Consider the following 13,092-nt stretch of genomic DNA (forward strand, 5'->3'; position numbering starts at 1 on the left):
CAGGTCTTGGGAGGACGCCGCACGTTGGCGGAGCACTGGAAGTCCTCGCAGATCAGCGAGCCGAGGGTGTTGCCGTTCTTGCCGGCCTTGCCCGAGCGCTTCGCGTTGTATAGCACCACGTCGATGGGCAGGGTCGCGTCGTTGCACCAAGAACACTGCGCACGGGTACGCGGCATCGAACCGGGGTGGCGGAACAGGATGCCAATGAGGTCGCCCTCTAGCGTGGGGACGATCGCGTAGGCGCGGCGCGCCAGCTTGGGGTCGCGCCAGCCCAGGAGGTCGAGTCGGTCCCAGTCGAGGGTGTCGAAGTCGGCGGGCATGGTGAGGTCGGAGACCTCCTTACGGGACGCGTTGATGAGGGAGGCGCGGACGGCCTTGTCGTTCAGGGGAAGCATGAGGTGTCGCTTTCTGCGATGCCCGCGGCGCACATGGAGTACACGCGGGCGGAGTTTTCAGGGTCGACGCTGTGGGCCGCGCCGGATGGCGCAGCCCGGGGCGGGACTACCTGATGCCGGCGCAACGCGCGCCGACCACCTCCTGAGAGCTCACCCGAAAAGTCTAAAGCCTCTCAGTTAGCAGTTCTGGTGCGCAGGAGCCCGGGTCAGAGGTCGACGACTACATGAGCCGACAACCAGCGGCAGGGCGCCCCGTCCGTGCCGCCGTGCCGCAAGTCGAGATGCCAGTATGTTCTCCGGCGCGAGAGTCAAGAACTACTGGAACGACAGGGACGGACGCATGTTTTGCGCGCTACGGGAGTCATGGCTGTTGATTGAGGACAACGCCACGCCACTTTGGGCCATCGGCACCATTGTTGCTGCTGCAATCCATTCGCGACTCTCCTCGTCGCACGGTCTGCCCTGAGTTCACTTGACGCTTGGGGTGTGTAGTCGTCCGGCCGCGATTGCGGTCCTGTAGATCATCTCAAACTCGACGGGTATGAGTTTGCCCAGGCCGCGGTGACATGCGGGGCACGACCAAAGCCACATGGGCATTCCGCACGCCCGCGACAGTGCACACGGGTGCCGTGGAGGAAAGCGTTGCACTCGGGTATGACCTGTCCACACCTGATCGATCGATGCGGAGCGTTGCTAGCACGGTCTCATTCGGCGGTACATGCCACGGGACTGAAATGCCTGAGCGAGGCGCGGCGCTGAGAATGGTTGCGAGGCGAGCGCATTGAAACGAACGGGCGTGGTGCGCTCCCCGATTCGGCCCTACCGCAGCACCGCCCCCAGCTCCGCCGCCGCAGCAGCGACAATCGCCTCACGCACCGCGAGCACCTCGTCCGCAGAGAGAGTGTGGTCCGCGGCCCGCAGGCGCACGTTCACCGCGACCGACTTGAGGCCCTCACCCACCTGGGCACCCTGGTAGACGTCGAACACGGTCGCGTCTTCGACCACGTCGCCACCGGCGGCACGCACCACGCGCACCAGGTCGCCCGCCGCCACATCAGAGGCCACGACGAACGCGAAGTCCTCCTTGGCCAGCACCTGCTGCGACACGGGCACGGCCGCGGCAATGCGCCCCTCGGTCGCGTCAATGAGCGGGTCGAGCACGACCTCGAACGCCACGGTCCGCGCTGGCAGGCCCAAGCGCTCGCACACCTTGGGGTGCAACTCGCCCGCGTGGCCAACAAACATCCCCGAATCCAGCCAGTACGTCGCCGAACGCCCCGGGTGCCACGGCATGCGCGCACCCTGAGTAATCGTGACCTCAGCACCCGGGATCTCGACAATCCGCTCGATAGCGGCGAGCGCATCGGCCCAATCCCACGCGACAGCACCACCATTCCAGCCCGCACGCACGCGGTTGCCAGCCATGATGCCGCCCACGCGGCGGCGTTGACCGGGCAGAGCCTTGTTCAGCGCCTCGACGTCGTCGGGCGTGATCGCGCTGCCCGAGAAGGTCCGCGCAACCTCGCCGATCTCCTTGGCCTGGTACGACCGGCCCAACTCGTACACCGCGACATCCTGCTCGCCACGGCCCAGGTTGACCTTCACCGCGTCCACCAGCGTCGCGATCATCGTCGTGCGCATGAAGGGCTGCTCCGCCGACAGCGGGTTCGCCAGCGCCACCCAGTCGCGACGCGGATCCTCGTCGGGGATACCCAACTCGTCGAGCCGCGACTCGGAGATGAACGGGTACGTCAGCACCTCGGTCAGCCCTGACTCCGCGAGCGTGCGCGCCACCGAACGGCGCACCTTCTGCGAATGCGTGAGCCCTCGCCCGGGCGGCGCGACGGGCAGCACCGAGGGCAGGTCGTCGTAGCCCTGCAGGCGCGCGACCTCCTCGACCAGGTTGATCGCGGCCTCCAGGTCGGGGCGCCACGTGGGCGGCGTCACGAGCAGGCTCTCGGCGTCACGGTCGACGTCGCAGCCCACCAGTTCGAGCGCCCGCACCACCTCGTCGGGCGCGTACTCGACGCCCACAATCGTGCCAGGGTACGCCACGTCCATCGCGATCTGCTCGGCGGCGACGGTCGAGTCGAGGTCCGTGTACACGTCCTCGATGACTCCCCCACCGAACTCCTGCATGAGCCGCAGCGCGCGCTCGATCGCGACGGGCGGCAACGCCGTGTCGACACCGCGCTCGAACCGGCGCGAGGCCTCCGAACCCAGCTTGTGACGACGCGCCGTGCGCGCCACCGTAATCGGGTCAAAGTGCGCGGCCTCGAGCACGATGTCCGTGGTCGTGTCCGACACCTCGGTGTCCGCGCCACCCATCACGCCAGCAAGCCCCACGGCGCGCGCGCCGTGCCCACCGGCCGAGTCCGCGATGACCAGGTCCTCGGCGTGCAGCTCGCGCGTCACGTCATCGAGGGTCAGCAGCGTCTCGCCGGCCGATGCGCGACGCACCACGATCGGGGCCGTCACCTTGGCCAGGTCGTAGGCATGCAGCGGCTGACCGAGCTCGAGCATCACGTAATTGGTCACGTCCACCGCGAGCGAGATCGAGCGCATGCCCGACTGCTCAAGACGGCGCTTCATCCACGACGGGCTCGCCGCCGTCGGGTCGAATCCGCGCAGCACGCGTGCGGCAAAGCGATCGCAACCCACGCGTCCGCGAATGGGCGCGCCGTCCTCGATGACCACAGCGAAACCGTCGCCGACCTGCCCGGTGACGGGCGCATCGGCCGGATCCCTGAAGACCTGCCCGGTGGAGTGGCTGTATTCGCGAGCAACGCCGCGAATCGAGAAACTGTAGCCCCTATCAGGGGTGACGTTGATTTCGAGCGTCTGCTCGTCGAGTCCCAGCAGTGGGATGGCCGATCCGCCCGGCACCAGAGAGTCGGCGCTCACCAGGCCGGGGAAGGTCTCGGCGGACTCGCCCGAGGGCGAGGACAGCACGATGATGCCGTCGTGGTCATCGCCAAGGCCGAGCTCGCGTACCGAGCAGATCATGCCGTCCGACCAGTGGCCGTACGTCTTGCGTCCGCCGATGGGGAACGGGCCTGGCAGCACGCCGCCGGGCAGGATGCAGACCACCCAGTCGCCCTCGACAAAGTTGTGCGCGCCGCACACGATGCCCTTGGACTCGGGGTAGTCCTCCTTGTTGTCAGGCTTGTGACCCGGGCCGGCCGGATCGTTGTGCTCGCCGACGTCCACGCGGCAGTAGTTGATGGTCTTGCCGTTGGAGGCGACCTCCTTGACCTGCGAGATCACGCGGCCGATCACGAGCGGGCCGGTGATGCCGCCGCCCTCGATGCCCTCTTCCTCGAGGCCCACCTTGGCCAGCGCGACGGCGACGTCCTCAGCGGTGTGTCCGGGGACCAGGTCCACGGACTCCTCAAGCCACTTGAGCGGAATCTTGGGCATTACAACTCCATCCCGAACTGCTGGGAGAAGCGCACGTCTCCCTCAACCATGTCACGCATGTCCTTGACGCCGTGACGGAACATGAGCGTGCGCTCGATACCCATGCCGAACGCGAAAGCCGTGTACTTGTCCGGGTTGATACCCGCAGCGCGCAGCACGTTGGGGTGGGTCATGCCGCAGCCGCCCCACTCAATCCAGCCGGTGCCACGGCACGTGCGGCACTCCGTGTCCTTGCCGTTGCAGATGAAGCAGCGCAGGTCCATCTCCGCGCTGGGCTCCGTGAACGGGAAGAAGCTGGGGCGCAGCCGCGTCACGGCCTCCGGGCCAAAAAGGCTTCTTGCGAAGGCATCCAGGGTGCCCTTGAGGTGGGCCATCGTGAGGCCCTTGTCGACCGCGAGGCCCTCGATCTGGTGGAACACCGGGGTGTGGGTCGCGTCGAGTTCGTCGGTGCGGAAGGTCTTGCCAGGGCACACCACGTAGATGCCGCGGCCCTCCTGCTCGAGCGCGTCGCGGCGCTCAAGGGCGGCCCGCACTTGGACGGGCGACGTGTGCGTGCGCATCACAATCCCGGCCTCCGGCGGGTCCACAAAGAAGGTGTCCTGCATCTCGCGCGCAGGGTGATCCGGGTCAAAGTTGAGGGCGTCGAAGTTGAACCACTCCGCCTCCATCTCCGGCCCTTCGGCGACCTCCCAACCCATCGCGACAAAGTTGTCGCACATGAGTTCCTGCATGGTCTCGAGGGGGTGGCGGGCGCCCTTGAGCGCGCGGTTGACCGGCAAGGTGACGTCGACGGCCTCCTCGACCAGCATGCGCTCGTCACGCTCTGCTTCAAGAATCTCTTGGCGCGCGGCGATGGCCTGGTTGACGCGACCGCGGGCCTTGCCCATGGTCTTTCCGGCCGCGGCCTTGTCGGCAGGCTCAAGACCGCCGATGCGCTTGTTCGCGGCCGTCAACGGCGCCTTGTCGCCCGTGTGGGCCAGGCGCGCTTCCTTGAGCTCGTCGAGGGTGGTGGCGGCGTCGATCGCGGCGAGCGCTTGTTCGACGGCCGCGTCGACGGCCGCGCCGTCGAGGGGGGACAGATCAGTCATGGGAGCCACTCCAGGGGCTTGGGGGGATCGGGTGGAAGTCTACCGGCGGTGTCGTGGCGCGACCCCGGCCTTCCGCCCTCCGCCCCTCCGTCAAATGGATCCATTTTCATCGCGACGAGGGCGTGGTGGGGTGGCGTGGCGTTGCGGGGTCAGGCGAGGCGGCGTAGTTGCGCCTAGGCGGCCCAGGGGTTCTCCCTGGGCCTACATAAACAGCGAAGGTGCGGAGCGCATCGGCGCGTCCGACTCCCGTGGCACGGCGACAGCGCCGGCCAGCATGGCGGGGCGCGCGCTCGTACTCATGTCCCCCAGCGTAGCGCGTTCCCCGTTGAGGGCCGATGCGCGGGTCACCTCAGCGCTCACACCCCGCCCCTTCTCCGTCAAATGGATCCATTTGCTCGGTCTCGGAGCTGCCGCCGACGGTCAATTGGATCCATTTTCATCGTGAAAGGGGTTGGCGGTTCGCGGCTAGCGGTCGGTGAGGTCGACTCGTTCGCTGTGGCGCCAGGCGCGATCCCGTTCTCGGGTGTCGAGGTAGTCCTCGATCTGGTCTGACGGGATGGTGTGGTTGTCGACGCCGTCAGCATCCGGGTCGGTCAGCGTAAACGTGGTTTTCGGCGCAGCCCTTCCTGAACCGCACCGACCCTCCAGGTCACAGTCCACCAGTCGGACCCTCGGGGCCAGAACGTGAATCTCCACTGGGGCCGATGCGGTGGTTGCCTCTCCCGGCGCCTCCCGCCAGGTGCTGCCACCATCGAGGCTGTAGTGGCCTTCCCAGGTGGTGGTCACGGAGATGGTGGCCCGGTGTTGGTTGCGAGCGAACTTCAGCGCGTTGTCTTCCGTGCCCTTGCCCGTGGCACCGATGGACAGTGCAGTGTCATCCGAGGTGGACCAGCTGTATGCGGTCGGTGTGGCACGCAGGATCACGTCAGTGCCCAACACCGTCACCGCTTCCGTCTGCGGATCCTCAACAATCTCGGGCACGATGCCGAACCCCGCGATCGCCCACCCGTTGTCTGGGTAGAAGGCCACATGGGACGGGTCGATGACCATCTGCTCCCACGCAGCGAAGATCGCTGGCGGGAGGGGGTCCACTGGACACGAGTATGTGCTCACCTGAGTCCACGGCCCCCAGGAGTCGTCCGGCTGCTCAATCGAACGCCACAACGGCAGCACCGGAGCGGCCCCATCCGGACAGAAGCCAGCAAGATCCGGAACCTCCACACACGTCGGGATCTCAAACACCCACGACAACCCCGACGCCGACGCCCCAGGCGTACTAAACCAGTCGACGCAACTGTGATGCCTCTGATATCGCGCGTTCACCACGACCGCGGAACGCATGGAACTGCCGCTCGATCCGCCGCCGTCGATCAGCTCCACCGCGTACTCCAACCTGTCCTTGCATGCTCTTGCGGCTTGCTCGCGACTCGAATCAAGGTGAGCTAGCTCGCATTCCGGCACGGCGACACGCAGCCCAACGCCCCCAGATGGCGTCGCGCCCGAAAGTCCGAGTGCGGACGTCACCAGCACAGAAAGCGCTACCACCATCACAGCGCAACCTCGATGACCTTCCAGTGACCGTTCACGTACTCGAGGAACACCCACATGGTCAGCTCTTCACCCGGTACTTCATCTACGACGACACCATCGGGACCCACGTAGGTGGCGTCCGTTGTCTCGACCGGAAGCTCTACACGCCAGCGACCGTCAACCTGTAATCCACCCAGAGCGGCCGCCGCGTCCAGCATCATGTCCCCTCCTCGGCGCGACACGCCAGCGACCATGTCCGTTTCGATGAGGTGCCGGGTAAGCGTGCAGTACGCACACTCTGCGTCCGACACATACTCGAGCCAATCCAGATCATGAGTAGTAGTGGCGTTATTGGCGCGACGAAGATACTCGGCAGCAAACGCCACGGACGACGGGTAGTCCTCATGCCGGGCATCCTCTGGGATCGCCGCGAGGATCTCGGCTTCCGTCAGCGTCGTCGCGCTCGGACTTGGCGTCGGGGTCGGACTCGGCACCGGCGACACCGTCGCCGCCACTTCAGTAGGCGTCAGCGACGGAGACGGCGTCACCACCGGCCCCGGATCACCACCGCAAGCAGCCACCACCAGGCACACGAAAGCGCCAACGATTCCCACGCTCCACCCGCGTCGAGTCATGACGCGACCCTAGCGAGCCCACCCCCACCCCGCCAGAGCAAACCCCCACACTGTGGACAAACCCCACACCCGCATCGGCCCTTCACAAGCCAAATGGGTCCATTTGACGGGGCAGGCAGGCGCTCCACACGAGCAAATGGATCCATTTGACGGGGAAAGGCGGCACACAAGCGATGAAAATGGATCCATTTGACGGGGGCAGGGCCGGTCAGGCCACCTGCGTCACCGACACCGTGACCTCGAGCTCCTCGGTCGCCCCTGCCACCACGCCCGACAGCGGCGGGATATCCGAGTACTCCCGCGCTCGACCCACGACCACGTGGTGGTCGCCCACCTCGCGGTCGTTGGTCGGGTCGAAGCCCATCCACTCCCCCGCCCACCATTCGACCCAGGCATGCGACTCGCCCTGGACGGTCTCGCCAATCGCCGCGTCGCGCTTGGGGTGCAAATACCCGGACACATACCGCGCCGGGATCCCGATCGAGCGCAGCGCGCCGGCCGCCAGCTGGGCAAAGTCCTGGCAGACGCCAGACCGCGCCTCCCACGCCTCGGACGCGGCCGTGTGCACCGACGTGGCGCCGGGCACGTACTTCACCTGGTCGTGCAGGTGCTCGCACACGGCGCGCGCGGCCGCGTCGGGCGACAGTTTCGCTGCCGCCTCGTGGGCGTAGTCGGCAAGGTCTGCCGGCGGAGCCGTGGTCTCGCTGTTGTCGAGGTACTCGCACAGCAGATCCCGGAACCGAGGCCCCTCGAGCGCGTCCCACGACGCCCGCTCGGCCCGCGACTGAGCCGGCAAGACCTCCACCAGCGACGATCCGGTCACGGTCAGCGTCCGATGCGGTTGCAGCACCTCGAAGGCCATCACGTCGCACTCCCAGTAGTCCCGGTACGTGGTCGACCAGGTCAGCGGGCTGACGTCGATCCGCGAGTCCAGCACGCGTTGCCGCGGCAGCCACGCGGGCGTCAGCCGCGCCTCGTTGTACGACGACACGATCTCGCTCGTGTACCGAAAGTGCGTCCGGTGCTCGATGCGCAAGGTGCTCACAGCGCCTCCTGGTTCCAGGTCACGGTCGCGGCTGGCAGGAAGTACCGGTCACGGATCAGGTCCGATGCGGTGGCACAGGCCCGCTGGACCTCCTGCATTTGAGTCACCAAGTCATCCAGCACATCGCGCACGGGGCTGTATTCGAGGTTGGTGCGCGCACGCCCCAGCGCCAGGCGCGCCCGGCCCGCGAGTGCGCGGTTGGACTCGGCGCCCTCGATCTGTCCCAGGATCGACTCCGCGCGGTCGAGGTTGTAGGCGATGGAGCGCGGGAAGAGCCTGTCGATGAGCAAGAACTCGGCGGCGCGCTCCTCCGTCACCAGTGCCCGCACCGTGCGCAGGTACGCCTCGTGTGCGGAACAGGTGCGCAGCAGCGTGGTCCAGTTGGGCCCCGTGGTGCCCTCAAGCGACCGCGTCATGAGCAGCCGCGCGATCATGTCGGCCCGCTCGAGCGACCTCCCCAACTCCATGAAGTGCCAGGCATCGTCGCGCGACGTGGTGGCCGAGGACAGCCCCCACACCACCGCGGCGCGCTCCCTGACCCAGACGAAGTACTCGTGGGGTCGCGACGCGTGGGTCCAGCGGCGCAGGTCCATGCGGGTGGTGTTGAGCGACTCCCACACCTCGGTGGAGATCACCTCGCGTGCCCGCCGAGCGTTCTCGCGGGCCGCTGTGAGCGTGCCAGCGATCGAGGTCGCGCTGTCTTCTTCAAAGGCGAGGTGGCGCAGGACATCCACGCGCGAGACCGTCCCCTCGACGGGGCAGCTCATCACGGACAGCAACGACGCATTGGCGCTGGGCTCGTCCACCCACGGGTCCTCGAGCAGCACGTTGAGATGCACGTCGAGCAGGCGCGCAGTGTTGTCTGCCCGCTCGACATAGCGCCCGATCCAAAACAGCGACTCTGCGATGCGGCTCAGCATGACGCCTCCCGTCCGTCAGGCTCGGGGAGGTCCAGCCGCTGCTGCTGTTGCTGCTGTTGCTGCTGGCCGGCCACGTAGTCCTCCGGGTGAGCTGTCTGCGGCACGGGCGAGAGCCCCGCGAGCTCAACCCGCGACTCGGGCGGAGGCTGCGACGAGCCTCGATGCCTGACTCCACCCAGCACCCAGGTGTCCTTGGACCCGCCGCCCTGCGAGGAGTTCACGATGAGCTGTCCGCGCTGCAGCGCAACCCGCGTGAGCCCACCGGGCAGCACCCACACGTCGTCGCCGTCATTGATAGCGAACGGGCGCAGGTCCACGTGCCGCGGCTCGAGCCCGTCGTCCGTGAGCGTAGGCACCGTGGACAGTTGCACGACGGGCTGGGCTATCCACCCTCGCGGGTCTTCGGTGATCTGCGCCCGCACCTGAGCGAGTTCCTCGCCAGACGCCTTGGGCCCGATCGTCACGCCTTTGCCGCCCGCGCCGTCCACCGGCTTGACCACCAGTTCGTCGAGCCTGTCGAGGACCTCCTCCCGCGCCGCCGGCTCCTCGAGCCGCCACGTATCGACGTTGGGCAGGATGGGGTCCTCCTTCAGGTAGTACCTGATGAGGTCGGGCATGTAGGTGTACATGAGTTTGTCGTCCGCGACGCCGTTGCCAATCGCGTTCGCGATCGTGACGTTGCCCAGCCGGGCCGCGTTGATGAGCCCCGGTGCCCCCAACGCACTGTCGGGCCGGAACACAACCGGATCGAGGTACTCGTCGTCCACGCGCCGATAGATCACATCCACCCGTCGGCGCCCCGCCGTGGTCCTCATGTAGACGCGGCCGTTGACCGTCTCGAGGTCGCGGCCCTCGACGAGCTCGACGCCCATCGTCCGTGCCAGCAGGGAGTGCTCGTAGTACGCAGAGTTGTACACGCCAGGCGTCAGCACCACGATCGTCGGGTCGTCGACCCCATCCGGTGCGCACTTCGCGAGCGAGGCCCGCAGGCGCCGCGAGTACTCGAGCACCGGCCGGATCCCCATAGCCCCGAACATCTCGGGGAACATCTGCGACATCGCGCGGCGGTTCGACAGCACGTAGCTGACCCCCGACGGCACCCTCACGTTGTCCTCAAGCACCCGCCAAATGCCGTGTTGGTCGCGCACCAGGTCGATACCCGACACGTGCACCCGTACCCCACCGGCGGGCTCGACCCCGGCTACCGACCGATAAAAGTACTGCGAGCTCGCGATCAGCCGGCGCGGCACCACCCCGTCTTGCACGCAGTGCTGCGAGCCATATACATCCGCGAGGAACGCCTCGAGCGCCTTGACCCGTTGTCCCACGCCGGGCGAGATGATCTCCCACTCGTCGGCGCCGACCACGCGCGGCACGATGTCCAGGGGAAACGGCCGCTCCTCGCCCGCATGGTCGAACGTCACGCCCTGAGCGAGGTACGTGTTCGCGAGCGCCTCCGCACGCGAGTACAGGTCGTCGCCAGACATGCGCCCGATCTCCGCGTACACGCGTCGGTAGGGCTCGCGCACGTTGCCGTCCACGTCCATTGCCTCGTCCCACGCTGCGGCCGGGGTGTAGCCAGCCCACGGGGTCGCGTCGTCGCTTGCCGTCATGACCCCACGCTAACCAGGGATCATGTCGGGCGCGTGGCGAGCGTATGTCAGCCCCGTTGCCAGCCACCGCCGGTTGATACCCGTCTGAACATCCTCGCGACGCCGCAGGCACGCCCGATACCCGTGAGGCGCGCCGCGCGGGTCCCCTTCCCTGGCGCCCACCGCCCTGCTACGTTCGCGCTCATGGGATACCCACGCGCGTTGCTTGCTCCCGACGAGGAGATCGTCGTTGACCGCCACCCTCACTGGAAGGCACTGTTCTGGCCCATCGTGGTCTCAGTCCTCACCATCGCGGGCGTGAGCCTGTTGTGGTGGTGGCTCGCCAACAGCAACTTCAATGACGGTCTCGAGATGGGCCTCAGCATCGCTGCGGGAGTGGTGTTCGCCGTACTCATCGGCTGGCTCGCCGTCGCGCCGTGGATCCGTTGGCGCACCACCCACTTTGTGATCACCGACCGCCGTGTGATCTTCCGCACCGGCGTGTTCACCAAGACGGGCATCGACATCCCCATGCAGCGCATCAACACCGTGCAGTTCCGCCACGGCCTGATCGACCGGATGTTCCGCACCGGCACGCTCATCATCGAGTCCGCGTCCGACGACCCGCTCGAGTTCGAGGACATCCCCGATGTCGAGAAGGTCCACGCCTTGCTCTACAACGAGGTCTTCGACTCGCTCGACAACGAGCGCGACAACGACGCGGACCCGAATACCGGTTCCGTCCAGTAAGTCCGCACCCACGCACCAGGAGCGCCGGCCCCGGCAGGGGTCCGGCGCTCCTGGCATTTGAGCGTCTCTTAGCTCGGCAGCAGGGCCGATGCGCGGGTTACGAGGGCTTTTCGGCTCCGTTGCGTGCGTAGTAGAACCAGGCCAGTCCGATACCGATGACCGACAGGGCGGTCCACCACCAGAACAGGGCCGCGTCGGGGGTCGAGGCCAGGATGACCGAGAAGAAGAACGGCCCAAAGGCGGCAATCGCGGACGTCCAGCCGATCACGCCGCCCGCTTGTCGGCGGTCGAAGATCGAGGGCATCTGCTTGAAGGTGGAGGCGTTGCCCACACCCGAGAAGAAGAAGATCGCGAGCATGCCCCACAGGAACTTGGGGAAGTCATCGACCGAGTCAGGCGACAGCTGCAGCGCTGTCCAGGCACAGGAGGCGGCGATGCCCACTGCGGAGAACACGGTCACCTTGCCGCCACCGAGGCGGTCGGCCACGGGGCCGAACAGCACGCGTGCGGCGGAGCCCACGAGCGCACCCAAGAACGCATACTTGAGCGGGTCGATACCCGCCTCACCAAAGACGGCCGTGCCGTACGTGTCCTTGATGAGCAGCGCGAACACCGCAGCGAATCCGGAGAATGCGCCGAAGGTCATGACGTACAGCACGGTCATGATCCACGTGTGCTTGTTCTTGAAGATGTCGAACTGGTCGGAGACCTTCGAGACCTTCACAGGCACGGAGCGCAGCATGAACCACGCCAGGATCACACCGATGACGGTCAGTGAGGCCCACGCGTAGCCGGCGTTCTGGTACCACACCTCCTCCGTCGCACCGGTGGCCTCGTCAACGAGTTGCTGCGAGTCACCAATGATGCCCTGGAAGGCTCCGCCGAGCAGCATGAAGCTCACGATGAACGGCGTGCCCAACTGCACCACGGACACACCGAAGTTGCCGATGCCCGCCTGGATGCCCAGCGCGGTGCCGGACTTGGCCTTGGGGAAGAAGTACGAGGTCGACGGCATGAAGCCCGCGAAGGCGCCACCGCCAATACCGGTGAGGAAGCTCAGGATCATGAGCACCCAGAACGGGGTGCCGGGGTTCTGAACGGCGATCGCCCAACCGACGATCGGGATCAGCAGCATCGCTGTGGTGTAGGTGACGAGCTTGCGCGTGCCCCAGATGGGCGGCAGGAATGTCCACACCATACGCAGTAGACCGCCGGCGAGCCCCGGCATGGCGGTGAGCCAGTACAGCTGTGCGCTCGAGATGTCGAAGCCCAAGTCGTTGAGGACAGGAGCGACGGCGGAGACAAGGAACCAGACGATGAAGCACAGCGTCAGGTTGAACGTGGTGATCCATAGGGTGCGCCACGCGAGTGCCTTGTTCCAGTCGGGCCCCTCGGGGTCCCACTGCTGAAGCCAATCCCGTCCCGTCCTGGTGGGCGGTTGCGCCGTTGCATCGGTCATGAGTGAGTGCCTTTCCCTCTCCGGACTCTCCCAGAGTGCCGGAAATCAGACGTCGGTGCCACGTGAAAGGCGCCCCGGGGACGGCGGCCGGTTGTGACCCGCCCGGCGACGGTCGCCGGGCGTTTTTTCACGGTCGTGCCACCATGTGCGACACGACACAGGAACGAGGTCAATGCACGATTTTCAACACTGAACTCGCACGTAAATCACGGTATTGGGGAAACCTCAACTGCGCTTACCCAGCACATGCTACATGTT

Annotated in this window: 10 protein-coding genes; 1 reads left to right on the forward strand and 9 read right to left on the reverse strand. The window is 66.7% G+C overall.

Translation table 11 applies throughout. The features are described from left to right. From ACK5NO_RS12795 to ACK5NO_RS12830, 8 genes are all read right to left on the reverse strand, one after another. A partial coding sequence (locus ACK5NO_RS12795) for an FBP domain-containing protein (protein ID WP_416813065.1) occupies positions 1-395 on the reverse strand: 395 nt, incomplete at its 3' end. Between the two features lie 819 nt (positions 396-1,214). Further along, a complete protein-coding gene (gene pheT, locus ACK5NO_RS12800) occupies positions 1,215-3,815 on the reverse strand; it encodes a phenylalanine--tRNA ligase subunit beta (protein WP_416813066.1) in 2,601 nt (866 codons plus the stop codon). Beyond that, entirely contained in the window at positions 3,815-4,903 is a 1,089-nt protein-coding gene (gene pheS, locus ACK5NO_RS12805) for a phenylalanine--tRNA ligase subunit alpha (protein WP_416813067.1), read from the reverse strand. The genes pheT and pheS overlap by 1 nt, the downstream gene beginning before the upstream one ends. A gap of 465 nt (positions 4,904-5,368) precedes the next feature. Further along, positions 5,369-5,995, reverse strand: a complete 627-nt coding sequence (locus ACK5NO_RS12810) for a hypothetical protein (RefSeq protein WP_416813068.1) — start codon at positions 5,993-5,995, stop codon at positions 5,369-5,371. A gap of 455 nt (positions 5,996-6,450) precedes the next feature. Beyond that, positions 6,451-7,068 (reverse strand): hypothetical protein, encoded by a 618-nt coding sequence (locus ACK5NO_RS12815; RefSeq protein ID WP_416813069.1) that lies wholly within the window; start codon positions 7,066-7,068, stop codon positions 6,451-6,453. Positions 7,069-7,276: 208 nt separating this feature from the next. Next, on the reverse strand, positions 7,277-8,113 hold the full coding sequence (locus tag ACK5NO_RS12820; protein ID WP_416813070.1) for a transglutaminase family protein: 837 nt from the start codon (positions 8,111-8,113) through the stop codon (positions 7,277-7,279). Further along, positions 8,110-9,033 (reverse strand): alpha-E domain-containing protein, encoded by a 924-nt coding sequence (locus ACK5NO_RS12825; RefSeq protein WP_416813071.1) that lies wholly within the window; start codon positions 9,031-9,033, stop codon positions 8,110-8,112. The genes ACK5NO_RS12820 and ACK5NO_RS12825 overlap by 4 nt, the downstream gene beginning before the upstream one ends. Then, entirely contained in the window at positions 9,027-10,646 is a 1,620-nt protein-coding gene (locus ACK5NO_RS12830; protein ID WP_416813072.1) for a circularly permuted type 2 ATP-grasp protein, read from the reverse strand. Before ACK5NO_RS12830 ends, ACK5NO_RS12825 begins: the two co-directional genes overlap by 7 nt. A 183-nt stretch (positions 10,647-10,829) precedes the next feature. On the opposite strand from ACK5NO_RS12830, the gene ACK5NO_RS12835 reads away from it, so the two are divergent. Next, on the forward strand, positions 10,830-11,375 hold the full coding sequence (locus tag ACK5NO_RS12835; RefSeq protein WP_416813073.1) for a PH domain-containing protein: 546 nt from the start codon (positions 10,830-10,832) through the stop codon (positions 11,373-11,375). Positions 11,376-11,472: 97 nt separating this feature from the next. Here ACK5NO_RS12835 and ACK5NO_RS12840 read toward each other — a convergent pair whose 3' ends face one another. Beyond that, positions 11,473-12,834 (reverse strand): MFS transporter, encoded by a 1,362-nt coding sequence (locus tag ACK5NO_RS12840; protein ID WP_416813074.1) that lies wholly within the window; start codon positions 12,832-12,834, stop codon positions 11,473-11,475. Positions 12,835-13,092: the final 258 nt, after the last annotated feature.

Origin of the sequence: Demequina sp. (genome assembly GCF_047975725.1) — a bacterium.
GTDB lineage: Bacteria > Actinomycetota > Actinomycetes > Actinomycetales > Demequinaceae > Demequina.